This window comes from Thermofilum pendens Hrk 5 (assembly GCF_000015225.1).
Lineage (GTDB): Archaea > Thermoproteota > Thermoprotei > Thermofilales > Thermofilaceae > Thermofilum > Thermofilum pendens.
In genome coordinates, this window is record NC_008698.1 from 257,864 (window position 1) to 281,238 (window position 23,375).

A 23,375-nucleotide genomic window follows, 5' to 3' on the forward strand; every position below is an offset into this window, starting at 1 on the left:
GAGAAAACATGTCTTGGGAAATAAATCTTTCGCGAGTATCTTTGCGCGCGGGCTAAGACTTAAAAGGTGGCCCTCAAGCCTACTACCCAGTGGGCTGGATGTCTGTAAGCTTTAGGGCAAAGGTAACCAATATCTCCTTGATGGACGCGCCTTTCGGGGAGAAGCTCGTGAAGCTAGAGCTTACCGAGGAGAGAGAGCTTCCCGGACCCGTAATCGTGCAGAAAGATGAGAGCGAGATAGGCAGGGAGATCGCTCCTATAATAGCTCAAGTCATGAGAATGATGCCTGGGCTGGCTCCGAACACGGTGAGAATTCCCAGAGTGACGCTGGTGTTAACCGAGGATGAGTGGGAGCGTTTCCCCGTGAAGCCCAGCATAGGAGACTTCTTCGTGATCGAGGTCAGCGGCGAAAACGTGAAAATTCGGAGAGAAGAGTAAACCCAAGCTTAGAGCTGTGGTCTGAGCTTCAAATACTTTATCGGTATCTCTTGGATCTTCCCTTCCGGCGTCCACCTGACAACGATTATCGGAAGCAGGCCTAGCTCTAGCTCTTTCTCGGCTATTGTTATGGGATCAGAGAGCTCCTCGCTGACCTGTATTAGAACCGGTGCACCCAGAGAAATTTGGAGAGCTCGAATCCCTATTATTCTAGCTCTTTCAAACCTCGTGAGCCATGGAGGGCCTATTTTCACCTCGAATTTTTCGTGCTCGCCACTGTTTTTCGAGCTATTTTCACTAATCATAAGGACAAGAAAGACAAAAATAAATGTATTTAAGTTTTTTTGTTAAAAACCTAGTCAAACTCCGTCTTTTCCTTCTCCTTCTCCTCTTCTCCTTTCTTCTCCTTGGACTTCGGCGGCTGAGCAGCAATGATATCGTCGATCCTCAGTATCATTACAGCGGCCTCTGTCGCCGATTTAAGTACCTGTTTCTTTACGAGCGCGGGCTCCAAGACGCCTGCCTTCTTCATGTCCTCTACTTTCGCCGTGTAGGCATTTACACCTGCCCACTTCTCGCCTTTCGCATGGCGTGTCTTGAGTTCTGCTAGTACGTCGATAGGCTCCATTCCGGCGTTCTGGGCAAGGATGCCTACGATGCTTTCAAGCGCCTCGGCGTACTTCTGCACAGCTAGCTGTTCCCTGCTGGGCAGAGTTCTGGCAAAGTCTCGGAGCCTCATAGCGAGCTCTATTTCGACAGCTCCTCCACCGGCAACGATCTTAGGCTCTCTGATCACGTTCCTCACGACGCTTAGAGCGTCGTGTATGGCCCTCTCGGCCTCGTCGACTACGTGGTCAGCCCCTCCTCTTACTAGTATTGTTACGCTCTTGGGGTTGGGGCATCCCTCGACGAATACCATCTTCTCGTCTGCAACCTTCCTCTCCTCCACAAGCTCAGCCCTACCGAGAGCCTCAGGCGTAATATCCTCCACCCTAGTGAGAATCCTAGCACCAGTAGCCCTAGCAAGCTTCTCCATATCACTCTTCTTCACACGCCTAACAGCAAGAATACCAGCCTTAGCCAAGTAGTACTGAGCAACATCATCAATACCCTTCTGACAGAAAACAACATTAGCACCACTCTCCTTAATCTTCTCGACCTTCTTTCTCAGGATCTCCGCCTCCTGGTCTAGGAACATCTTCAGCTGCTCCGGGGTTGTAACGTTTATCTTAGCAGTCCACTCAGGCTTCTCTATCTCTAGCGGGGCGTCTAGGAGGGCTATCTTCGCGTTCGTAACCCTCTTAGGCATACCCGGGTGCACAACCTCCTTGTCGAGCACTATGCCCTTTACCAGCATTGTTTCCGTTATGCTCTCTCCTCTCTTCTTCTCCACCTTGATATCGTCCAGGCTTAGGTTGTACTTTCCGTCCTTCTTTTCAACGACCGTCAGAGCAGCGTCTACGACGAGCTTAGCCAAGAAGTCCTTGTAGTCCGCTACAACCTTGCTTGAAAGGGCAGTCTTCGCAACGTTCTCGAGGACAGTCCTGTCGAGTGGGTCTACGGTCTCGGAAATCTCGTCAATTATTCTGGTAGCCTCAACGAGCGCCTTTTCGAAACCCTCCACTATTGTCGTGGGGTGAATGTCCTCGTCGAGAAGCTCCTCGGAGGCAGCGAGCAGCTGCCCTGCTAGGACGACTACAGTGGTTGTACCGTCTCCAACCTCGTCATCCTGAGCCTTCGCGACCTCAACGAGCATTTTAGCGGCCGGGTGCTGTACTTCCATCTCCTTGAGTATGGTCGCGCCGTCACCGGTGATCGTCGCGTTTCCAAAAGAATCAACTAGGAGCTTGTCCATGCCCCTAGGACCTAGAGAGCTCGCCATGGCCTCCGCTATGACCTTTGCGGCGTAGATGTTGGATTTCCTGGCATCTCTCCCGGTGGTTCTCTGAGTACCCTCTTTAAGTATTAATACAGGGATCTGAGCCTGAGCCATACCTTACTCCACCTGCACGCTCCTAAATTATCGCTTCTATAAAAATCTTTCGCGCAGGCAGTCCCAAGAGGGCTTGCGAACAGGCCTCGTAGAGCCGTCCTTCACTGCAGACTTCAGCACGTAGCAACGCTGACTTGCACCGGAGCTCGGGAGAGGGTAGCATTAAGCACAGGCTATAAATAATTGAGGGCGCTGGAATGGGTCTAGAGGTGGAGGCGTAGTGGCTGAGGATCGGAGGGAAATTGTATTGTATGCTTTGACTATAGTGGGGTTGCTGGTCTTCTTGTTATCGCTTCGATTCGTGCTCTCAACCCCCGTCCCCCTAGCCGTTGTTTCGAGCTGGTCCATGGAGCCCGTGCTACACGTTGGAGACGTCGTGGTAGTCGCCGGGGGGAACAGCTACACACTCGGCGACATCGTGATATACGAGAGAGGAGGAGAGCTCATAGTTCACCGAATAGTTTTATCGGTGAACGGCAAGTACGTAACTAAGGGAGACGCCAACCCCCAGGCTGACAACATCGTGCTAGGTAAAGACGCGATATACGGAAAGGTTCAGATCGTAATACCGTACATCGGAGCATTAAAACTAATATTCTACAAAGGCTAGACACACAAGCCTAATTTACCTTCAAGGCTCCGCGGCAATGCTGGCGTTTCCTCGGGCTTAAATATAAATATGGCTTTTTAAATCCTTTATATTGCCAGCGGGGGTGGTAGGTATAGCAAAGCAACCCACGTACGAAATACAAAATGTAGTAGCATCAGTTACGCTTAACCAACGGCTAGACCTTGAGAGGATAGCGGAGAAGATACCTCACGCCGAGTATAGTCCGGAACATCCCGGGTCTCCGGACCCGGGATCCGAGAGTTTCCGGGGCTAGTGCTGAGACTCACTAGGCCGAAGACGGCGACGCTGATATTTAGCAGCGGGAAAATGGTGTGTACAGGGGCTAAATCCGAGGCTGAAGTGCAGAAGGCAGTCAAGAGTATAATAAAGCTGTTAAAGGCGCACGGAATAGATATTAAGAACGAGCCCGTAATAGAGGTGCAAAACATAGTCGCAAGCGCTAACTTAAAGGCAAGCGTCGACCTGGAGAGAGCAGCCTTCCTCCTGGAAAACTCTATGTACGAGCCGGAGCAGTTCCCAGGGCTTATTTACAGGATGCAGGATCCTAAGGTAGTCCTCCTGATATTCAGTAGCGGTAAAGTCGTATGCACCGGTGCTAAAAAAGAGGAGGAAGTCAAGAGAGCGGTCGAAAAGATCTACAACATACTGAAAGAGCAAGGAGTCTTGGTAGAAGAGGAATAAGCGCGCGACAGGAAGAAAGCCTTCATTCTTTCTCTACACCCGCGCGAGGTTTAAATTTCATAGCGCGGAGATCCTCTTGCGGCGTGCAGGCGGGTGAGCTGAACGACAGGCGAAGAATACACTATCAGAGAAGTGCGGGAAGAGGAGCTAGGCGACGTCATGAGGATAAACAAGAAAGTTCTCCCCGAGAACTACCCGGCGTTTTACTTCGAGCTTCACTACAGGAACTTCGGGAAAGCGTTCCTGGTCGCAGAGGTTAAGGGGAAAATAGTCGGCTACATAATGTGCAGAGTAGAGTATGACAACCTATACACGAACCCTCAGAAGGTTGGGCGCAGAGGGCACGTGATTTCGCTCGCTGTTCTCGAGGAGTGGAGAAGGAAGGGCATAGGGTATAACTTGATGGTTAAGGCTATGGAGGCTATGAAGACCTACTACGGGGCGGAGGAGTACTACTTAGAGGTGAGGGTGAGCAACGAGCCCGCTATCAGACTTTACAAAAAACTAGGATTTAACGTTGTAAAAATACTCCAGGGCTACTACCTCGACGGGGAAGACGCATACCTCATGGCACGGCCCGCTTAGCCTCCCTGGATTGTAACGCTATCGGAGGACGCGCTGTACCATCCTATTATCTGCCAGTCGTAGCCGTTTGCTGTTTTAACGACGCGCCATATAGCGTAGTCTCCCGAAGCTCTGTCTCCGTTTGCGTCCAGCGTGAGCGGTCCCGTGATTCCGTTGAAGTTCTGGGCGACGAGTGGAATAGTGCTTAGTAGCTTGTCTCCCGAGTAGGAGCCTGTAAGCATCACCGATAGGGCTACGAGCCAGACTGCGTCGTAGGCGTTCATGGCGTACGCGTGTGGATCCTCGCCCCCGCTCCTACTACGGAATCTGTTCACGAAGTCTGCTAGACGCTGGTTCTCGGAAGGCTGGAATATCGTGCACGGAAAGCCTCCCAGAGCTATTAGCTCTTCCCCAGCTTCGCTTGCAAGCTTGGTCGACTGAGCCACGCCGTCTGTGCCGAACCACTTGAGCTTGGAGAGGACAGGGTTCCTGGCCGCTAGCTTCACTATCTGTATGCCGTCGTCCTCGAACGTTATGGCGAGCACCGCCGTGTTAGACCCCATGCTAGCCGCTATGTCCGCGAGCCTGTTCACCTCACCGCTGAGATCCTTAGCCGCAGGGTCGTACGCAACCCCCGCCACGTTCCCTCCCAGCTCCTTGAACCTCGCGCTGAACCCTTCAAAGAGACCTACACCCCATGCGTCGTTGCGGTATATCACCGCCACGTTCCGGTATCCCAGCGAGTAGATAAGGCGGGCCAGAGCCTTGCTTTGCACGCTGTCTGGTGGTACAACTCTTAGTATGTAGTCGCCGGGGATTGCCAGCGACAAAGCTGTCGATCCTACGCTTAAAACGACTACGTGGTTCGTGTCAGCGAACTGCTTCACTGCTGCTACCTCGCTACTGGCCTCTAGCCCTATAACTGCGCGTACACCCTGCGCGGCCAGAGTCTTAATCCTCGAGAGGGCTTGCTCCGGGCTAGTTCCGGAGTCCTCTACGAGCAACTTGAACCTGTACGGCGAGCCTATCTTCTCGGCGAAGTTGTTAACGTCTTCGATGGCTATCTGCATTGCTAGCTCGTCTCTCTTACCGTAAGACGAGAGATCACCAGAAAGCTCAACGAGCGCTCCTATAGGTATCGTTGTTACCGATGTTTGCGTGGTAGCCGCCTGTTGCTGTGCCGGGTATCCTCGCAGGAAGTAGCCCAGGAAGGCGCCTATAAGTAAAGCTATCACGATGTATGCAAGCACCCTTGCTAAACTGCTTTTACCTGCTACAGTATTTCCGGCAGACATTCTGTATCGAGGAGCCACGACTCTACGCTCAAGATTTAAACTTCTCGATACAAAATTCGCAGAAAACCGCCCGAGAAAACCCCTCGGTATAAAAACATGCTACGAACCATTTTTATTGTAACCCCTAGCACAGCCATCCGCGACCCCCTTCACTTTGCAAAAGGTTTTTATGTAGATCGCGCACGCTTCTAGGGGAGTCTGTATGCCTATAAGGGATCCTGAGAAGTTGCAACTTGCACTGGAACACCACTTCAAGGTGAAGATATGCAGGAGGTGCAACGCCAGAAACCCTTGGAACGCTGAGCGATGCAGGAGGTGTAAAAGCAGAGACTTAAGGCCTAAGCGGTACAAGAAGTAGCCTTTCGAGCTTTCTTTTCCCAGCGTAACAGTAAGCGGAAGCGTTAAATCTCCTGCCGGTTAGTAGTTTCACAGTGGAGGGTATGGGTAGAGTTTCTAAGGGAGTAGAATGCTCCATAAAGGGTTGTAGCGGGCAAGCTGAAAGGTCCATATCACGCGATATCTTTGAGAAAAGCAAGGTGGGGCTCGAGCTGAAGGAGGGGGTCGGCGACAGGGTCTATCTGTGCAAGACTCACTACAAGGAGTTCAAGAAGTCCTATAGGAAGAACGTCTGGAGAATCGAGAGGTTCTCGAGGTGAAGCCCTTGCTGTACCTGCTCTCCGTGAAGTACAACGGGAGGGATGGAAAAGCCCACATGTACTTCTACGACGAAGACACTCACACGCTGGTAGACGTCCCGGACCACACGGGGCACTTACCGTACCTTTTAACGGATCTAAAACCGGAGGAGCTCATAGCGCAGTACCCCGATGTCTTTACGCATAAAGGGTTCAATCGCCTCGAAGTGGTAGAGAAGTACGACGCGCTTAACGACAGATGGTTCCTCATGACGAAGGTGGAGGCTCTGGATCCTCTATCCATAGGCGGGACCCAGAAGAGTATTAGGGAAATCCTGAGGGGACACGCTTGGGAGGCAAAAATCAAGTACCACCACTGCTACATCTACGACGCCAACCTCATACCGGGCATGCCCTACACTCTCGAAAACGGCAAGCCCAAGCTCGTTGACACGAAAGTTCCTGAAGAAATAGAGAAACTTATACGAGACCTCGTAAAGGAGAAGAGAGACCTCGCCGAGTACCTTTCCTGGGCTCAGATACTTAACGCACCTATACCGAGGCTACGAAGGGTAGCCATAGACATAGAGGTCGATTCTCCTCCGGGCATAGTCCCCAACCCCGAGAAAGCAGATAGGGCGGTTATCGCCGTTTCATACTACTCTGACGATAGAAAGGGGGTTCTCCTCCTGAAGAGATCCAACGATATACCGAAGCTAGAGCAGAACGACGCGGAAATAACGGTGTTCGAAAACGAGAAAGAACTTCTCCAGGCGGCTTTCAAGATCATGACAAGTTACCCGGTAGTCCTGACGTTTAACGGCGATAACTTCGATCTACCGTACCTACTGAACAGGGCGTTGAAGCTAGGGTTACGTGAAGAAGAGATACCTATAGAGTGGTCCCCCAGGTCGGATTACGCTGAGATTAAAGGGTCGATACACATAGACCTCTACAAGTTCTTTACAAACAAGTCCATGCGAGTCTACGCGTTCGGGAATAAATATAGAGAGGGAAGGACGCTCGACGAGGTTTCGATGGCATTGCTCGGAATAGGCAAGGTGAAACACGAAGAGGCTATCAGCGAGATGACTCCCGAAAGACTCGTCGAGTACAGTTTGCGCGACGCGGAGCTTACCTACAAGCTTACATCGTTTAACAACGACTTGGTAATGAAGCTAATAATACTTATGATGAGGATATCGAAGCTCCCAATAGAGGATCTCACCCGTCACAATATTTCCGCCTGGATAAGAAACATGCTGTACTACGAGCACAGGCAGAGAGGCTGGCTCATACCTAACCTTGAAGACATTTTAAGGTTGAAGGGGCAGACCTCCACCAAGGCTATAATCAAGGGGAAGAAGTACCTCGGAGCCATAGTGATAAACCCCAAGCCCGGCGTTTACTTCAACGTCGTAGTAGTGGACTTCGCAAGCCTATACCCCAGCGTTATAAAGACCTGGAACCTTAGCTATGAGACCGTGAGGTGCCAGCACAAGGAGTGCATGGAGAACAGGGTTCCCGGTACAAACCACTGGGTCTGCAAGAAAAGAAGAGGACTCATGTCCGAGATAATAGGGATCCTCAGAGACCTTAGAGTATATGTCTACAAGAAAGGGGCTAAAAGTAGTAAGAATGAGGAGGAGAGGCAACAGTACGACGTCATCCAGTCCGCGCTGAAGGTGTTCCTGAACGCCAGCTACGGAGTCTTCGGGTCCGAAGCCTTCCCGCTATACTGCCCTCCGGTGGCCGAAAGCACGACAGCGCTTGGTAGATACTCCATTCTGAAGACAATGCAGAAGGCCGTGGAGATGGGAATACCCGTGCTGTACGGCGACACGGATAGCCTTTTCCTATGGAACCCTCCGCAGGAAAAGCTCGAAGAGCTCCTCCAGAACATCCTGAATGAGCTTCAGATAGACCTCAGCATAGACAAGGAGTACCTCTGGGTAGTCTTCAGCAAGAGGAAGAAGAACTACCTCGGGCTTTTGAAGGAGAGAAAAGTCGATATTAAGGGTTTAACCGGTAAGAAGCGCAATACTCCGGACTACATAAAGAACCTTTTCAACGAGATAGTCGAAGACCTCTCCGAAGCTGATAACGTGTCGGAGTTCGAGAAAAGCGTGGACAAAATAAGGGACCTAGTGTTCACAGCCATACAAAGGTTGAAAAAACACGAAGTCCCACTCGACCAGCTGGCGTTTAAAGTAGCCCTCACGAAGCCCCTAAAAGAGTACACGAAAACTACTCCGCAACACGTAAAAGCGGCAAGACAGCTCCTGGAGTACAGGAGCAAGCTTGGCATCTCGGGGAACGTCGAGGTGGGAGAAATAATAGCATACGTGAAGACAAGGAACAAGGATGGAGTAAAGGCAGTCCAAGTAGCCAGAATAGACGAAGTAGACAACGATAAGTATATAGAAATTATGAGAACAACGTTGCAACAAATACTTGATGCTCTCGAAATAGACTTCGACGACCTTCTAAGCGGTAAAGTCATCACGCTTGAAAAGCTCGTATAGGCTCGTAACTTTAAGAAAACTAGAGAAATTACTCTCCTAGTGCCTTTTCAAGCCTTTTCCTAGCTTCTTCAAAGTCCGGGGATGCCCCGGCGATGGGAACCTTGGTTAGTACATGCTTCACTGTGCCGTCATCGTAGCCGATGAATACTTGCGGTATATCCGCTCCGCCGAGCTCGTCCTTTTCCCCGTACTTCGTTAGAAAAACGAAGTCCTCGTTCCTTTCTTCGAAAGCGAGGCCCTTACTCGCGGCGAACTCCTGGCATAATCGTTTCAGCTTATCGTTAAACGGTGCCCAGTCAGCCCCGACGTAGATCACTTTTACCGGTTTACCCATGCTACACCACTTTCCGGGTAATGCCCAGTAGTTGTAGTATATAAAAGTGAGGTTTGCGATTGCGTTATTCTTCTTCCTTCAATAGATCACTGATAGACTTTACCTCTCCCTTCTTCTTGTAGACTATCCTAGTCTCCAGCCTTATTGGTAAACCGGCTTCCTGGAATATCCAGTAGATCGTTGACGCGTCGAGACTACCGGTAATCCGCCCGGTGTGGAAAAGGTATCCAAGTTTTTCTCCAATCTTCCTAGCTACTTCGCCGTATTGTTCAAGAGCCTTACCAAACATTTCTTTCCCGTCATCGGTTAAGTGGGACACGAATACTTCATAGTAGTTAATCCTTTCAGGCTCCCTCTTCGCTTCCTTGGCGAGCATCTTTTTCTGCATTTCCAGCAACATTCTCCTCTTTATCAGCTCTATATCCTTCTCCACGCAGACCACCAGCATTACAAGAGTATCCGAGTATTTAACGTTTCCTTAATATGCCAAAACTTCCGAGAAAACACCCTTCAAAACGCTTCCCCAAAGCAAGCGAGGATCTTCCAGCTTAGAAAAACACGCGTTTTAAAGCGCAAGAGGCGGAGACATGGCACGCTAAGAGGGAGAGGGAGGAACCCCCTTCGCGCCGTGGAAAAGCCTAAAAGAACCCCTCACGTATATCTTCATGCCGGGCGACGGTCGCTGCTCGAGGCACCTCTGGTGGGCTATGAAAAGCAGCATACCCACGCCCGGCACAATCTCCTGTATCGCGCGATTTTCTTGTCGCGCGTTTATCCCTCTTTCACCAAGACTCCTTGCAGCGCGCAGAGGATCCGAAAAACTTATTAGATTCTCTGGAAGAAGCTGTTACAGAGGGCCGGTAGCTCAGCCAGGTAGAGCGGCGGTCGAGTTAGGTCGAGGCTCCAGACCCGAAGAGCACTAGGTGTGCTCGGAAGTCCAGGGTTCAAGTCCCTGCCGGCCCACCATAGCTTTAAGGCTTTAGGCCTATTCTTCTCTTCTTCTGAGGCTGTAATCGCGCAGTTGCATAAAGCTCCGGCAAGAGCGAGAAAAGCTGGTGGGCCCGCCGGGATTTGAACCCGGGACCCTTCCCGCGCGTGCTACTGGTAGCACGCGGCTCGGTTATCAGCCGAGTGCTCTCGGCTCTCCCTAAGGCGGGAATCCACCTGGCTGAGCCACGGGCCCGCTTATCCCTAGCTATTACCATGCTCTATTTTTTAAGCTTAACGCGCGAGGCATTCTCTCCTCGAGGAGAAGCGAGGAGTCATTAAAAAGCACGCTTTTTTAGAAGCGCGCTTCGCAGAAAAGTTTAAATTAGAGATGGTGCAGGATAGGTTTGCTCTAGCCCCGGTCGTCTAGTGGTCCAGGAAGGTTTGCCCTGGAGTGGCGGCCTGTCGAGCCGCAGAGCCTTAAGGCGCGGAGAACCCGGGTTCGAATCCCGGCCGGGGCGCCACTACGCGTTACCGATATTCTCTGCTATTGCTCAGAGTCTACGTCGAGGTCTTCGCGTATAGCTTCCAGGACTTCGCTCTGTGAGGCTTCTCCTGGGAGGATGTAGAGCAGTAGGACTGCATCGGGGTTTTTAATCTCCTCTATTATCCGTCTATCTATTTCGTAGGCAGCTTTTTGCGAGTTTACAGCTATTGTTCGACCATCGATGTACGAGCTTTTTCTCACAACAATGGATGTTCTATCCGTGAAGGTGAGGTCTGGGTGTCCACGTGCGTAGAAAGTATCGTAGAGCCCTTGCCCCGGTAAAACTAGTGCGAGCAGTACTCTTTGACCACTTCTAAGGTATTCCTTAGCTTCCGGCCTAAGGTCCCTTGCCGCTTTATTAGCTTTCACGCCGATAATGCAGTCCCCTCTGGGAGTCAGGTTCTCCTCGGTGGTTATTTCAAGCGTGGTTCTATGAGTTGCCCTTATGTTAACGTGTCCTCGCGCGCGTATTGCTTCTAGGATTCGTACATCCGTGGTGATAATCTCTAACCCCTCACTGCTCGGGTTCCTAGAAGCCGAACCAGGACTCCAAAGATTGTTGCTTAAAGTGGGTTTTGACTGCCTTTTCTAATCTATCCAAGGCGTTCGTTACGCGTTCCATCGAGAATTGATGTCTTTCGACCAGTAGTTCGATTACTTTCTCCTTGTCGGGCTCTTTCCAGGTAAGCTCGTAGCTATCCGTGACTTCTGGGTGCAGGAATAGCTCTAGGATCTTCTCGGGTGGCACGTCGCTCGACCACTCCACCGATCTGAAAATTTTCTCGGGGTCCTTCAGCTCCTTCACTAGCTTCAAAGCCTTTTTCACCCCAATACCCCTAGCTCCCTCTGGCGCATAGTCCGTCCCTACGAGAATACCTATAACTACGAGTTGCTGGTGTGTTATGCCGTGTACCCTAAGTAGTTCTTCGAGCTCGACAATCTCGGGCTTTACTTCGACGTAGACGTCTTTCCGCGGTAGTTTACGCTTACCAGTTATGGCTAAATTCCTAACGAGCCTGGGGCTTCCGAATAGTAGCGAGTCGAAGTCCTGGCTTCCCGAGGCCCAGGCGTCGCCTTTCTTCACCATGTAAGCGGCCTGCGCTTCTCCCTCGCTCGGAGCCTCCACGTAGGGGACGCCCATGTAGCGCAGAAGGAGCTTCGCGTCATGAACCATGGCTGCCGTTAGCCTGCTAGTCTGCTGAGCGTAGATACGGGCTTCCTCGAGGTCTCCCCTCTCTATAGCTTCTCGGTATTTTTTCTCGGCTTCTACTTTTATCTGGTACCTCCTCTCCAGTTCCTTCTGCTTCAACTCCGGCGGCCTCCCGTCGAAGACGTACACAGGCTTTATCCCTAACTCTATGTAGTTTATCGTCCTATAGAATAGTCCGTTGAGATGGCTTGTTACGTTTCCTTGCGCGTCAAGTAACGGCGTTCCGTCCTTCTGCCTTATAGTAGCCAAGAACTGGTACAGCGAGTTGTAGGCATCTATGGCTATCACTTTTTTCGAGAAGAACCCCAGCTCCACCTCCTTTGCTACCGGCTCTACAAGCTCCTTTATGTCAACCCCCACTTGCCTCCACCCTCTTCATACGAGTATCTAGGAGCCTCACGACCCTTAGGTTTTTCTTTGACCCCTCAACCCTGATGTAGCCACGCGTCTCAAGGACAAGTAAAAGCTTGTTGAATTCTTTAAAGGAGATCTCCATTCCCACGTACTTCAGATCCCTGTTCACGTTTTCGAATAGTTCCTTGTCGTTCATAGAACCGTTATTACGTTTAAGCTCAGAGAGTATGAACAGTACGGCTTCGCTTATCGCCGTCATACATAGAAACCCGTTACTGTTAGCTGCTGCTTTGAAACCTTTCTAGCTCTCTCGTTCCACGACTCGTAAAACTTTATTATCTCCGGGGTAAGAGAGGGTCTTACCTTCTTTAACGCTTCCTCGAAGTGTCTCCTGTAAACCTTGTCTATCGAAATATTCTCCCTTAATGCCAGAAGCCCTGCCTCGCGCACCAGCACTTCTATATCTGCACCTGTGTATCCTTCTGTTTTTCTCGCTATTTCTGCTAGGTCTACGTCTTCGGCTAGAGGCATTCTCCTAGTGTGAACCTTGAGTATCTCGAGTCTAGCCTTCTCGTCTGGTGGAGGCACGTAGATCAACCTATCAAACCTGCCAGGCCTCAGCAAAGCAGGATCAATAATGTCAGGCCTATTAGTAGCAGCAATAACAACAACACCCTCAAGCCTCTCCAAACCATCCATCTCAGTCAAAAGCTGGCTGACAACGCGCTCTGTGACCCCCGAATCGGAAGTTACAAGCCCTCTCATTGGTGCGAGGGCGTCTATCTCGTCTATGAATATTATGCTCGGAGCAACCTGCCTCGCCTTTCTGAACAGCTCTCGTATGGCTCTCTCGCTTTCACCAACCCACTTACTGTAGACCTCTGGACCCTTTATGCTAACAAAGTTCGCCTCACTCTCTGTCGCTACGGCTTTTGCTAGGAGGGTCTTACCGGTACCCGGAGGACCGTAGAGCAGTATACCCTTCGGAGGATCAATACCGAGGCGGCTGAACGACTCTGGGTACTTTAAGGGCCACTCGACAGCCTCTCTTAGTTGTTGTTTGACGTCTTCCAGCCCTCCGATGTCGTCCCAGTGCACCGCCGGTACTTCTACCTCGATCTCCCTGAGGGCGCTCGGAGTTATTTCCCTGAATGCGTTCATGAAGTCGTCCATGGTGACTTCTATCGTTTCAAGCACCTCTACTGGGATCTCGTCCTTCTCCAAGTCTATCTTCGGCAGTACTCTCCGGAGGGCTTTCATCGCGGCTTCTCTACACAGCGCTGCTATATCTGCCCCGACGAAGCCGTGGGTTATCTCGGCGAGCTTTTCAAGGTCCACGTCCTTTGCTAGAGGCATGCTCCTAGTGTGAACCTTGAATATTTCGAGCCTTCCCCGCTTGTCCGGGATGCCTATCTCGATCTCCCTGTCAAAGCGGCCGGGCCTTCTAAGCGCAGGGTCCAAGGCGTTAGGCCTATTGGTAGCTCCGATAACGATAACGTCTCCGCGAGCTTCAAGCCCGTCCATTAGTGCTAGTAGCTGTGCTACTACTCTTTTTTCTACTTCTCCTGTGACTTCTTCTCTCTTGGGGGCTATGGCGTCTATCTCGTCGATAAAGATAATCGCAGGAGCGTGCTCCTTAGCCTCTTCGAATATCTCTCTGAGTCTCTGCTCGCTCTCACCGTAGAACTTACTCATAATCTCAGGGCCATTAATAGCTATGAAGTAAGCATCAGTCTCGTTTGCTACGGCTTTTGCTAGGAGGGTCTTACCGGTACCCGGAGGACCGTAGAGCAGTATACCCTTCGGAGGATCAATACCGAGGCGCTTGAAGAGCTCTGGGTGCCTTAACGGCAACTCAACCATCTCCCTAATCTTCTGCTTAGCCTCCTCCAAGTCCCCTATATCGTCGTAGGTTACCCTTGGTATCTTTCCGGTATCAACAGGTCTCTCGAGTATTTTGAGCTGAGTTTTATCCGTGACTACGACTACTCCTTTTGGCTTGATGTTCACAACGTTGAAGTGAATTACCTGGCCTAGCACGGGGATCTGTATAACGTCGCCCTCAATTATCGGCCTGTCAACAAGCCTCTTCTTCACGTAAGCCACGAAGTTCTCGTCGACGGCGAGTGTCATAGACACCGGGGCAAGTCTTATGAACTGGGCCGGCTTCACCTCAGCCTTTCTAACCTTGACTTTGTCGCCTATACTGACGCCGGCGTTCTTCCTCGTCCAGCCATCCATTCGGATTATGCCTTTCCCCTTGTCCTCGGCGTATCCAGGCCAAGCGATGGCGACAGTCTTCCTCTTACCCTCTATCTCCACAACATCACCAGCACTTATTCCCAGAGCCTCCATGGCGTCCTCGTCTATCCTCACCCTGCCCCTCCCAGCCTCGTGCTGTCTTACCTCAAGCACTTTGAGCTCTATCTCGGGGACTTTTCCTTCGTTATTCACATTACTCACCAGAACTCTACCACTATCTTGACTAGACCCTTATAAATCTACGCGTAGAGGAGGAGGACGGGCACCGCCTTCCTTGAATCTTCACAACTTGTGCACGTTCGCAAGCTTTAAGGAACTTCGCCCGGCTCCTCTACGGCTTTCCCTCGGGTAAGCGTGCATACAAAAATTAATATCTCCCGCTTTACAGGGTGCACCTGGATCGGTGAACTGCATGGGATTGCAAAAGGGAGACTTCGTACTGGTAAACTACACGATAAGCGTGCTTGAAGAGTCGGGAGAAAGAGTGATCGACACAACAATCAAAGAAGAGGCCGAAAAGGCGGGCTTCAGAACAGAAAATGTAGCCTTCGAGCCGGAGCTTGTCGTCGTGGGTGAAGGGTTCCTGCTCAAACCCGTAGAGGAAAAGTTAGTCGAGATGAACGAGGGTGAGAAAAGGGAGATAGTACTCGAACCTTCCCAGGCTTTCGGAGAGAGGGATCCCAAAAACATCCGCGTGATTCCGGCGCGTGAGCTATCGAGCAGGGGGATCATCCCCAGAGTCGGAGAGGAAATTGAGCTCGACGGCAAAAGAGGAAAGATAATTAAAATAGGAGCAGGAAGGGTCACGATCGACTTCAATCATCCCTTCGCAGGGAAGAAGGTTAAGGTTGTTCTCTCCCTAGAGAAGGTGCTGAAAAACGAGGAGGAGAAAATTAAAGTGCTCTTCCGTAGATGGTTCAGAGGGATACCCCAGGACAAAGTAAACGTGACCAAGGGAGACGGCGCAGTTAGGATAGAAGTTCCTCCATCGATATTCCTCTTCGAAAACTCCTTCAACCTACTGAGTGGGTTCGTAAGGGACGTTGAGAAGTACTTCGGAGACATAGCTTCGATCGAGCTCGTAGAGAAGATACAGCTGGAGAGAGGAGAGAAAAAGGAGGGAGAGGCCGCCAGCGAGGCTACGACCGCTTCAGGAGAAACCTCTTCGCAAGAAGCCAAAGCCGAGGAGAAGGCTGCTCAGTAGCCTCTACTTCGCAGAGGAATAGCTGAGAATCAACCTTAGCCAACCGCCTGAGAACTTTCACTCTTTCGCCTTCTTCCACATATATTGGATCACACTCTACGCGGTACTTCCCTTTCACCTCCTCGCTACACTGCGGCTTCGAATACCTAACGGTAGCCCCTGGGAAGGCAAGGCGGGCGCTGAGTACAACGTTAAAGGGTTGTTCTTCGACTTCGACTACCCTCATCTTCTCTGCAAGCGCCGGGCACTGGTTGAAGTGGTTCCTCAGCGCCACAACCTTATACCTAACGAGCGGTCTAAGTGCGCCTATGCAGGCATTGAAATACTCACAGTCAATGCACTTCGACGAGAGAACGGGCTGAAAGGTTGCTCCTGGGTATGCAAAAGGCTCTGTAACCATGGAGATCGTTCTTCTACCCATGAGCAAGACACCAGAAAGCATAGAGATTGCCATGCATAAAGCTTTTAGCGTGCTCTTTTCCTTTCGAGCACGTATAAATATTTAAGGCTCGTGAAACGAATTGTGCTGAGGCTTCATGAGCGCGGATTTGCGGGATAAAGTATTGAAGGGTACAACGACTGTTGGACTCGTAGGTAAGGACTTCGTGGTGCTGGCGGCAGATAGGAGGGCGACCGCGGGGTATTTCATAGCAAACAAGCAAACGTGGAAAATTGTAGAGATAGACTCCCATATAGCCGCTACAATCGCTGGAACTGTTGGAGACGCCCAGCAGCTCGTCGACAGGTTGAGGGTAGAAGCTCGATACTACAAAACAATCACGGGAGACAGTATGCCCGTGAAAAGCGTTGCGACGCTGGCTTCCCTAATACTTTTCCAATACAGGCCCATACTATCCGTTCAAATGCTGATTGGCGGTGTAGACTCAGACGGCCCATCACTCTTCTCGGTGGACTGGCTCGGCACGGTAACACGGGAGAAGTACACGGCCACGGGGTCTGGGTCGCCCTATGCGGTCTCGCTACTTGAGCACGAGTACAGAGAAGACCTCTCACTAGAAGAGGCCGTCAACCTTGCAGTAAAAGCTGTAAACATAGCTTTAGCCCGCGACCCAGGAAGCGGAGAAGGAGTGGACATTGCGACAATAACAAAGGAAGGAATAAGAATGAAGAGAGTTTAAACCCCACGCATACACTCGTTAGTTTGTTAAAAAAAATAGATTAGACGGGTTTCTACACCCCGGTGCGAGTCCAGGACTTCCCAGTTTCCACGTTGAAAGCTGGACGTAAAACTAAGGACGATGAAAGTTGTAGTCAAAGTTCGCGAGGAGCAAGTCGACCTAGATGTGGATGTCGACGAGCCGGAATATCTCCTTGATGCATCAGACAAGGCTTTGAGGGGTCTTTCGAGAGCAGTTATCGAGCTAGCGATAACTAGGGACCTCGCAGTGCTGATAGATGCGGTGAGGAGAGTCGCAGCCGAAGTCTCGGCAAGCAAGATCGAGTGTAAATTCGTCGAGCAGGCTAGCCCTGACCTTGACTACGAGCTGGAGTTAGAGTGCACATTAGAGTAGACTTTCTTCCCGCAAGCTACGTCCCACGAAGCTAGGCAGGCGTGCGTCGCTAAGTATTTAAGGCTGTATCATGATTTCTTTCTGCGATTTTCACAAGGTGGGTATTCTTGGAGGCTATTATCGCCGTAGCGAGAGAGATCAGAGAGACGATAGCGAGCAACGTCCCAAAAGAAGCGGAAATAACGAAGGTAGACTTCGAGGGACCCAAAGTCGCTATCTACACCAAGAGACCGCAGGTCTTCTTGGAGAACGACGGAGAGCTCGTTAAGAGAATAGCGAAAACGATAAAGAAGAGGGTCATAGTGCGCGGGGATCCTGAGAGCAGATTGAACGAAGGTAGCGCCGAAGAATTCATAAAAAAAGCTGTCCCCCCGGAGGCTGGTTTAAAGAACGTCTACTTTAACGATGTTACCGGCGAGGTTGAGCTGGAGGTCTTATACCCGGAGAAAATACCCCCCGAAGTTCTGAACAGGGTTTTCTTCGAGACTCTCTGGACGCCCAGAGTGTTGAGAAAGCCCCCCGTTCACTCTAGGACTGTAAGCGAGATAAGGGAGCTGTACAGGGCGTCAAAGCAGGAGAGAATAGATTTCCTGAGAAAGCTTGGATACAAGGTTTACCGCAAGCCTATCTTCCCGGCAGACAGGGTAAGAATAGTTTCGCTGGGCGCCTTCCACGAGGTCGGTAGAAGCGCCGTGCTAGTACAGACACCCGAGGCAAACATTCTGCTCGACGCCGGATTAAAGCCTACCGGCAACGGCGACGAACTACCCTTATTCGATTTACCGGAATTCGACCTGGAAAGCCTGGACGCAGTCGTAATTACGCATGCACACCTAGACCACGTTGGAGCCCTACCTGTTCTCTTCAAGTACGGGTACAAGGGACCCGTCTACATGACCGAACCTACGCTTCACTTGTCAAAGCTACTGTTCGAGGACTACATAAAGGTGGCTCAGAGAGAGGGAAAGAACGAGCTTTACTCAATGCGGGATGTTAACTCGCTACTCCTCAACACGTATACGCTGTCCTACGGAGAGGTAACAGACATCGCGCCCGAGATAAGGCTCACCTTTTACCGTGCGGGGCACATACTCGGGTCGGCCATGGTCCACCTACACATAGGTGAAGGGCTCATCAACATCGTCTACACAGGGGACATGAAGTACGCTAGGACAATGCTACTGGACCCGGCCTACAACAAGTTTCCGAGGGCCGAGGTACTTATAATAGAATCTACGTACGGCTCTAAATCTGACGTATTGCCGAGTGAAGACGACGCTAAGCTAGAACTTGCAAAGATAGTGCTGGAGACCATAGAGAGAAAAGGGGTCGTCCTCATACCGGTCCTGGCCGTTGGGCGCGCCCAGGAGGTGCTGCTGGCGCTCTTAGACCTCATGAAAAAAGGCGCGGTGCCGCGCGTGCCTATATTCATTGAAGGGATGATAGACGAGGTCTCAGCCGTACACATGACGTTCCCGGAGTACCTCTCGGCCACTATAAGAGAAATGATATACAGAGACGAGAACCCGTTTACCTCCGAGAACATCCACGTTATACGCGGGGAGGCCAGAGAGGACATCACAGAGAAAAAGCCCTCAATCATCCTGGCGACCTCAGGGATGCTTACAGGAGGGCCGGTACTGGACTACCTCAGGATCCTGGCGGATGACGAGAACAGTAGCCTAGTCTTCGTGAGCTACCAAGTGGAAGGGACTCTGGGAAGGAAGATACTCCAAGGGCTTAGAAAGCTAAGCTTCACAGACCCCTCCGGTAAAGTCATAAACAAGGACTTAAAGATGAGGGTATACAGGGTAGAGGGCTTCTCAGGACACAGCGATAGAAGGCAACTCGAGGCGTTCATAAGGAGAATGGAGCCTAGCCCTCGAACCGTGATCCTTAACCATGGAGAAGCTGGTAAAATAGAAGAGTTTAGAAGGTATCTCTCAAGCGAATGGTTCAAGAAGAAGACAGGGCTTAACCTCGACGTGCTAACGCCGAAGAACGCCGAGAGCATAAGAATAGTGTAGCAAGCGTCACGTGAGCCATTAAGACTTTGTCGAAAGTTCCCATAGCTCGTCTCCCAAGTAGTGGATGTTTCTAACAGCCTTCCCTTTCTGCGCACCTCTAATCTCATCAGAACCCATAATGGCAATGCCCAACGCTATTACGCGGTTCTTCTCTATTTCCCTAACGAGAACCCTGTCTCCAGGCTTGAATTCGCCGTCGATCTTTTTAATCCCTGGAACCATCACATCTGCGCCGTTAAGGATCCTAGGCACGGCCCCAGAGTCCACGTAGACGTTCGGAAAAACAGGGTAAACGCTGTTCTTGTAGATGAAGAACAGCGTCGGGACGAGCCCCGCGCTCCTCGTTTTCACGACTGTTAAAACTCCGTCGACGTAGTACATCTCTTCTATTTCCTCGTGCTTGACAGAGGCTACCTCGATTCTCGAAGCCTTCTCGAAGTAGGTGGCGAATACTTCCCCGAGAGAGCTCTTCACATCTTCCTCTACTTTCTTCCTGTCCTTCTTACTCAGAAGGTACCTCGAAGTTATCTTCAACGCTTGCCCCGACTTGCTCGTAGCTACCACCCTCCACCGTGTAATAGGTAACCACACCCTCCTTATCTACAATGGCGATCACCAACTCCCTATCGCTCTCTAAAGCCCTGCGAAACATGTCCTCGAACTCCGGGAAGCTCACACGAGTCCCCTCCCTAAGGATCCTCACTAGGAGCCTCCTCGGCTTCCCCTTCTTCTTCCAATCCACCAGGAACTCGTAGGGGTTTACTCCCGGCTTCGCTGGGAGAGCCCTGTTTCTCAAATCCGTGTAGACGTTCAGCTTAACCCAGAAGTCCGGGTCAAAATTCGACGCCAGCCTAACGATCTCTGGAAACGATAAAGTCCTTCCTTGGTCGTCTTTAACCTTCAACATCTCGCGGTAAACGAGGTACGCTGCCTCTACTAGTGTAAGCTCTAAGATCTCCCCGCTTAGCATACCGTAGCCACGCTGGTACAGTTGCTCCGCGAACTCTTTGTCGAGCACCCTGACGATCCTCCCGTCGAACACCCCCTCCCCGCTAATCTTCGCGACCTCCTGACCCTTCTCCACAAAGAACTGTGACGCCGCACCTAGATAATAAGCTTATGTAACGCGGGTACGCGGCGAAGTTTAGACATCCGAGCAGGCATGCAGAGCGCGAGGTAGGGTTCACCTTTAAGTAGAAACGAGAACCTCTAGGCAGAAAAGTTAAGAACACACATGCATTGGTGATTTGTGGACAAAGATTTAGGCTCCTCGATAGCGGAGCACAAGCGTAAGGCATTGAGGGATCTTCGCTACGCGTTTGTAACCGTGAGTACTTCTCGCTTCGACGCTGAGCTCCGCGGAGAAAGGATACCAGACGTTTCGGTAGAGGTTGCGAGAGAGCTTATAGAGAGGCACGGCGATAAGCTTGTATCCTACATCCTCGTACCGGACAATCCGAGACTTATACTTGAGGCGCTGGTTAACCTCCTGGAGCGGAACGATGTAGACGTGGTAGTGTTCAGCGGTGGCACGGGACCCGCACCTTCAGACGTAACGGTTGAAACCGTAGAGCCGCTCTTGGAAAAGCGGCTCGCCGGGTTCGGCGACGTGTTCCGAGGCTTAAGCTACCAGGAAGTGGGCTCCTCGGCCTTCCTATCGAACGCTATTGCCGGCGTGGTGCACGGGAAACTCGTGTTCCTGTTGCCCGGTTCTCCGGACGCTGTGAGGGAGGCTTTCGAGAAACTTATTTTACCCGAGTCTGGACATGTACTTTCGATAGCTAGGGGTCATAGATGATGAGCGTAAACGTGAGGATGGTCGATATCACCGGGAAGGCTGAGTCGGAAAGGTTAGCCGTCGCGGAGGGGAAAATCAGGCTGAGAAGAGAAACTATTGAGAAGATCAGGCGTGGCGAGGTGCCGAAAGGGGACGTACTGGCAGTAGCAAAGACTGCCGCTATAATGGCGGTTAAAAAAACCTGGGAAATTATACCCCTGTGCCACCCTATACCGATTACGTTCGTAGACGTGAACTTTGACGTCATGGAGGAGGAATTGAGGGTGAGGGTCGAAGTAAAGACTACCGCGAAGACGGGCGTCGAGATGGAGGCTTTAACGGGTGCAAGCGTAGCTCTCCTGACAGTGTGGGACATGGTAAAGTCTCTCGAAAAAGACCAAGAAGGACAGTACCCCTACACGGAAATTAATTCGATACGAGTTGTCGAGAAGGTCAAGCGTCAGCTCTAGGTCTCCTTGGGACTCTCTTCCTATCGCCGATAATCCAGTACTCCCCGTCTTCCCGTTTTTCGAGCTTCCAAACGTAAGCCTCATGCTTTACCCTTTCAAGCGTAGAGCGTAGCCCGCTTACAGCCTCTTCTCTGGACTTCGAAGCAACAGCTATGAAAAGCACAGGTTCCCCGGGCACGGCAACCCCTTTCTTGTGATGGATAGACACGGCTAACAAGTTGTTTTTTTCGAGCTCTTCCCTGGCTATCCTCTCCAAGCTCTGACTCGAAGAAGGCTCCACCACCTCGTACATTAAGCTCTCTACCCTGCGACCCTCAATTCTGCCCTTGACTCTCCCTATAAATACTGCCACCGCGCCCACCTCCTCTGGTAGAGAGTCCAGGAAGTCGGCGAGAAGCGCACCTGGATTCAAACTTTCAGAGAAAGCTACATTTACGGTTCTCGGCAAGGCTACCCACCCGATACTGGCGGTGCTATTACTACCTGGCTCCCATCTGAAAGCTTTTCCTTCAAACCGCTCCTCCTGCCATTGACGAGCACAAGCATCTCCTCCTCGCCTGAAAGCATCGGGACACCGTACTTTTCCTCGAGGATCCTCAAGAGATCCTCCAGGGTCGGTTCTTCCGCGTCCAGTTCAATCTCCTCCTGCTCCTTCCCAGTCTTATCCTTCATCAGCGAGACGTACCTCACCTGGAGCTTCATCTCTCTAAGCCACCCTAAGGTTTGAGGAACTCGTACATGAACTTTCGGAATGCCTCGATGTCTTCTACGTATACGTGCTCCCCCTCCGAGTGTATGTTTGTACCTTCGCGTATAGTGCCAAAAGCTACGACGTCCATTCCATACTCGTCGAAAAACGTTCCATCGTTACCGCCAAGCTCCGCCGCTACCGGAACCTCGCGGCCCTTGCTTCTCCCAGCAGCCGTTAGCACCTCCCGAACGAACGCCTCGTTCTTCGAATACCAGCCTTTCTGCTTCCCTATTATCTCTACCTCCAAGGACACTCCAAGCTTCATCGCGATGGACGAGAGCTTGGCGTAAAGCTCTCTCACAGCTTCCTCGACGTCCTCCTCCGGTAGGAGCCTCATGTCGAACCCGCACCACGCCTCGCCGGGAATCCTGTTGTGTTTTTCAGGCTCCGTGGGAGGCAACCTTAGTATATTGAAAGTAAGTCTTCCCCATACGTAGGGCACCGGGCTCCCGGGAGGCGACGGATACTTCGAGAGCCTTGCTCCTCGCACAGTCTTGAGCTCCATAAGCTCGCCCAGAACCCTCACGAGGTCCTCGACGGCGTTCCTAGCAACGTGGGGGTAGCCGGCGTGCCCCGATTTCCCCTTGACCTTTATCCACCCGTGCACAACGCCGCTCGCGCCTACCGAAACGTACTCTGACCCGCTATCCACTATGATCACGTAGTCCCACCGGTAGCCCTTCTCGAGAAGCCGCCTAATACCCGTTCCCCCCACTTCCTCGTCCCCTGTGACCACGACCACGGGGTTGTATCTCGGCTCAATGCCCGCCTCCCTGATGTCTACAAGCCCGGCGATCGTCGCGACTATCCCCGACTTGTCGTCTGCAGCCCCCCTTCCGTAGACCTTCCCGTCTAGAACCAGGGGGGAGTAGGGGTCCATAGTCCTTCCTTCAACTACCCAAGGACCCTTTGCTGGTACAACGTCGTAGTGCGTAACGAACGCGACCGATGGTTTGCCGGATGCCTTACCTGGAAGCGACGCAATAACTGTAGGGATCTCGCCTCCCTCGAGATCCACTTTTTCAACCCTCAAGCCATGAGTTTCGGCTAGGCGCGCAACGGCTTCAGCAGCTTCCCGGTAGTACCTCCTTACTATCCGGTTTCCTTCGTAGTAAACCTCGGAGGGAATCTTCACAAGTTCTACCAATGACTGTACAACGTCCACTGTCATCAAAGCTTAAAGGTCTCCGGGTAATAAAAAGCTATGTCACACATTACT

At 51.5% G+C, this 23,375-nt stretch carries 27 protein-coding genes, 3 tRNA genes and 1 pseudogene; 15 read left to right on the forward strand and 16 right to left on the reverse strand.

Annotation, left to right across the window (positions count from 1 at the left end; translation table 11 throughout):
• Positions 1-98 precede the first annotated feature (98 nt).
• Positions 99-437: an arcadin 1 gene (locus TPEN_RS01470; RefSeq protein ID WP_011751964.1), complete on the forward strand. Its 339-nt coding sequence runs from the start codon at positions 99-101 to the stop codon at positions 435-437.
• A gap of 8 nt (positions 438-445) precedes the next feature.
• Here TPEN_RS01470 and TPEN_RS01475 read toward each other — a convergent pair whose 3' ends face one another.
• Both TPEN_RS01475 and thsA read right to left on the reverse strand, forming a co-directional pair.
• Entirely contained in the window at positions 446-742 is a 297-nt protein-coding gene (locus tag TPEN_RS01475; RefSeq protein WP_148677874.1) for a DNA-directed RNA polymerase subunit K, read from the reverse strand.
• Between the two features lie 50 nt (positions 743-792).
• Complete coding sequence (gene thsA / locus TPEN_RS01480; protein ID WP_011751966.1) at positions 793-2,430, reverse strand: thermosome subunit alpha; 1,638 nt, start codon at positions 2,428-2,430, stop codon at positions 793-795.
• A gap of 220 nt (positions 2,431-2,650) precedes the next feature.
• Between thsA and TPEN_RS01485 the strand changes: the two genes are divergently transcribed.
• The 3 genes and pseudogenes from TPEN_RS01485 (at position 2,651) to rimI (ending at position 4,327) form a co-directional block, all read left to right on the forward strand.
• A complete protein-coding gene (locus TPEN_RS01485; protein ID WP_011751967.1) occupies positions 2,651-3,040 on the forward strand; it encodes a signal peptidase I in 390 nt (129 codons plus the stop codon).
• Between the two features lie 112 nt (positions 3,041-3,152).
• Positions 3,153-3,742 (forward strand): annotated as a pseudogene (locus TPEN_RS10045) (TATA-box-binding protein).
• Positions 3,743-3,874: 132 nt separating this feature from the next.
• On the forward strand, positions 3,875-4,327 hold the full coding sequence (gene rimI, locus TPEN_RS01495; protein WP_011751969.1) for a ribosomal protein S18-alanine N-acetyltransferase: 453 nt from the start codon (positions 3,875-3,877) through the stop codon (positions 4,325-4,327).
• Here the strand turns inward: rimI and TPEN_RS01500 are convergent.
• Positions 4,324-5,601 (reverse strand): ABC transporter substrate-binding protein, encoded by a 1,278-nt coding sequence (locus TPEN_RS01500; RefSeq protein ID WP_011751970.1) that lies wholly within the window; start codon positions 5,599-5,601, stop codon positions 4,324-4,326. The genes rimI and TPEN_RS01500 overlap by 4 nt on opposite strands.
• A gap of 202 nt (positions 5,602-5,803) precedes the next feature.
• Between TPEN_RS01500 and TPEN_RS01505 the strand changes: the two genes are divergently transcribed.
• The 3 genes from TPEN_RS01505 to TPEN_RS01515 all read left to right on the forward strand — a co-directional run bounded on the left by TPEN_RS01505 (position 5,804) and on the right by TPEN_RS01515 (position 8,761).
• Positions 5,804-5,959, forward strand: coding sequence for a 50S ribosomal protein L40e (locus tag TPEN_RS01505; protein WP_011751971.1), 156 nt, complete (start codon positions 5,804-5,806; stop codon positions 5,957-5,959).
• Positions 5,960-6,041: 82 nt separating this feature from the next.
• The gene (locus TPEN_RS01510; protein WP_011751972.1) at positions 6,042-6,257 is read left to right on the forward strand and encodes a hypothetical protein; all 216 of its coding nucleotides are present in this window, start codon (positions 6,042-6,044) and stop codon (positions 6,255-6,257) included.
• Entirely contained in the window at positions 6,254-8,761 is a 2,508-nt protein-coding gene (locus TPEN_RS01515; protein WP_011751973.1) for a DNA-directed DNA polymerase I, read from the forward strand. The genes TPEN_RS01510 and TPEN_RS01515 overlap by 4 nt, the downstream gene beginning before the upstream one ends.
• 28 nt (positions 8,762-8,789) lie before the next feature.
• Here TPEN_RS01515 and TPEN_RS01520 read toward each other — a convergent pair whose 3' ends face one another.
• Together TPEN_RS01520 and TPEN_RS01525 are read right to left on the reverse strand one after the other, a co-directional pair.
• A complete protein-coding gene (locus TPEN_RS01520; RefSeq protein ID WP_011751974.1) occupies positions 8,790-9,095 on the reverse strand; it encodes a hypothetical protein in 306 nt (101 codons plus the stop codon).
• 64 nt (positions 9,096-9,159) lie between these two features.
• Positions 9,160-9,537, reverse strand: coding sequence for a hypothetical protein (locus tag TPEN_RS01525; RefSeq protein ID WP_148677877.1), 378 nt, complete (start codon positions 9,535-9,537; stop codon positions 9,160-9,162).
• A gap of 412 nt (positions 9,538-9,949) precedes the next feature.
• Between TPEN_RS01525 and TPEN_RS01530 the strand changes: the two genes are divergently transcribed.
• Positions 9,950-10,061, forward strand: a tRNA-Trp gene (locus tag TPEN_RS01530).
• 87 nt (positions 10,062-10,148) lie between these two features.
• Here TPEN_RS01530 and TPEN_RS09650 read toward each other — a convergent pair.
• Positions 10,149-10,278: transfer RNA gene (locus TPEN_RS09650), tRNA-Ile, on the reverse strand.
• 159 nt (positions 10,279-10,437) lie between these two features.
• On the opposite strand from TPEN_RS09650, the gene TPEN_RS09655 reads away from it, so the two are divergent.
• A tRNA-Asp gene (locus TPEN_RS09655) sits at positions 10,438-10,546 on the forward strand.
• Positions 10,547-10,569: 23 nt separating this feature from the next.
• Here TPEN_RS09655 and TPEN_RS01535 read toward each other — a convergent pair.
• The 4 genes from TPEN_RS01535 to TPEN_RS01550 are packed head-to-tail and all read right to left on the reverse strand — an operon-like array spanning position 10,570 to position 14,587.
• On the reverse strand, positions 10,570-11,073 hold the full coding sequence (locus TPEN_RS01535; protein ID WP_342610103.1) for a DUF371 domain-containing protein: 504 nt from the start codon (positions 11,071-11,073) through the stop codon (positions 10,570-10,572).
• A 25-nt stretch (positions 11,074-11,098) separates the two neighbouring features.
• Complete coding sequence (gene fen, locus TPEN_RS01540) at positions 11,099-12,139, reverse strand: flap endonuclease-1 (RefSeq protein ID WP_011751977.1); 1,041 nt, start codon at positions 12,137-12,139, stop codon at positions 11,099-11,101.
• Positions 12,129-12,392 carry a hypothetical protein gene (locus tag TPEN_RS01545; protein WP_011751978.1) on the reverse strand — a complete coding sequence of 88 codons (264 nt, stop codon included), beginning with the start codon at positions 12,390-12,392 and terminating at the stop codon, positions 12,129-12,131. The genes fen and TPEN_RS01545 overlap by 11 nt, the downstream gene beginning before the upstream one ends.
• Entirely contained in the window at positions 12,389-14,587 is a 2,199-nt protein-coding gene (locus TPEN_RS01550) for a CDC48 family AAA ATPase (RefSeq protein WP_011751979.1), read from the reverse strand. Before TPEN_RS01550 ends, TPEN_RS01545 begins: the two co-directional genes overlap by 4 nt.
• Before the next feature lie 220 nt (positions 14,588-14,807).
• On the opposite strand from TPEN_RS01550, the gene TPEN_RS01555 reads away from it, so the two are divergent.
• Positions 14,808-15,599, forward strand: coding sequence for an FKBP-type peptidyl-prolyl cis-trans isomerase (locus TPEN_RS01555; RefSeq protein ID WP_011751980.1), 792 nt, complete (start codon positions 14,808-14,810; stop codon positions 15,597-15,599).
• On the opposite strand, the gene TPEN_RS09660 is transcribed toward TPEN_RS01555, so the two are convergent.
• Positions 15,535-16,020 carry a UPF0179 family protein gene (locus TPEN_RS09660; protein WP_187146340.1) on the reverse strand — a complete coding sequence of 162 codons (486 nt, stop codon included), beginning with the start codon at positions 16,018-16,020 and terminating at the stop codon, positions 15,535-15,537. The genes TPEN_RS01555 and TPEN_RS09660 overlap by 65 nt on opposite strands.
• Positions 16,021-16,135: 115 nt before the next feature.
• Between TPEN_RS09660 and psmB the strand changes: the two genes are divergently transcribed.
• The 3 genes from psmB to TPEN_RS01570 all read left to right on the forward strand — a co-directional run bounded on the left by psmB (position 16,136) and on the right by TPEN_RS01570 (position 19,158).
• Positions 16,136-16,738: an archaeal proteasome endopeptidase complex subunit beta gene (psmB, locus tag TPEN_RS01560; RefSeq protein WP_011751981.1), complete on the forward strand. Its 603-nt coding sequence runs from the start codon at positions 16,136-16,138 to the stop codon at positions 16,736-16,738.
• Positions 16,739-16,858: 120 nt separating this feature from the next.
• On the forward strand, positions 16,859-17,131 hold the full coding sequence (locus TPEN_RS01565; RefSeq protein ID WP_011751982.1) for a hypothetical protein: 273 nt from the start codon (positions 16,859-16,861) through the stop codon (positions 17,129-17,131).
• Positions 17,132-17,238: 107 nt separating this feature from the next.
• Positions 17,239-19,158, forward strand: a complete 1,920-nt coding sequence (locus TPEN_RS01570; RefSeq protein ID WP_011751983.1) for a beta-CASP ribonuclease aCPSF1 — start codon at positions 17,239-17,241, stop codon at positions 19,156-19,158.
• 18 nt (positions 19,159-19,176) lie between these two features.
• Here TPEN_RS01570 and TPEN_RS01575 read toward each other — a convergent pair whose 3' ends face one another.
• On the reverse strand, positions 19,177-19,722 hold the full coding sequence (locus TPEN_RS01575) for a DUF1947 domain-containing protein (protein WP_052885009.1): 546 nt from the start codon (positions 19,720-19,722) through the stop codon (positions 19,177-19,179).
• Positions 19,661-20,242 carry a tRNA intron endonuclease gene (locus TPEN_RS01580; RefSeq protein WP_011751985.1) on the reverse strand — a complete coding sequence of 194 codons (582 nt, stop codon included), beginning with the start codon at positions 20,240-20,242 and terminating at the stop codon, positions 19,661-19,663. The genes TPEN_RS01575 and TPEN_RS01580 overlap by 62 nt, the downstream gene beginning before the upstream one ends.
• 165 nt (positions 20,243-20,407) lie before the next feature.
• On the opposite strand from TPEN_RS01580, the gene TPEN_RS01585 reads away from it, so the two are divergent.
• Together TPEN_RS01585 and moaC are read left to right on the forward strand one after the other, a co-directional pair.
• Positions 20,408-20,956, forward strand: a complete 549-nt coding sequence (locus tag TPEN_RS01585; protein ID WP_011751986.1) for a MogA/MoaB family molybdenum cofactor biosynthesis protein — start codon at positions 20,408-20,410, stop codon at positions 20,954-20,956.
• Entirely contained in the window at positions 20,953-21,405 is a 453-nt protein-coding gene (gene moaC / locus TPEN_RS01590) for a cyclic pyranopterin monophosphate synthase MoaC (protein WP_011751987.1), read from the forward strand. The genes TPEN_RS01585 and moaC overlap by 4 nt, the downstream gene beginning before the upstream one ends.
• On the opposite strand, the gene TPEN_RS01595 is transcribed toward moaC, so the two are convergent.
• The 3 genes from TPEN_RS01595 to TPEN_RS01605 are packed head-to-tail and all read right to left on the reverse strand — an operon-like array spanning position 21,389 to position 23,327.
• The gene (locus tag TPEN_RS01595) at positions 21,389-21,853 is read right to left on the reverse strand and encodes a molybdopterin synthase catalytic subunit (RefSeq protein ID WP_052885010.1); all 465 of its coding nucleotides are present in this window, start codon (positions 21,851-21,853) and stop codon (positions 21,389-21,391) included. The two genes, moaC and TPEN_RS01595, sit on opposite strands and share 17 nt — an antisense overlap.
• A 2-nt stretch (positions 21,854-21,855) precedes the next feature.
• On the reverse strand, positions 21,856-22,107 hold the full coding sequence (locus TPEN_RS01600) for a MoaD/ThiS family protein (protein ID WP_011751989.1): 252 nt from the start codon (positions 22,105-22,107) through the stop codon (positions 21,856-21,858).
• A 14-nt stretch (positions 22,108-22,121) separates the two neighbouring features.
• Positions 22,122-23,327: a M20 family metallopeptidase gene (locus TPEN_RS01605; RefSeq protein WP_052885011.1), complete on the reverse strand. Its 1,206-nt coding sequence runs from the start codon at positions 23,325-23,327 to the stop codon at positions 22,122-22,124.
• Positions 23,328-23,375 lie beyond the last annotated feature (48 nt).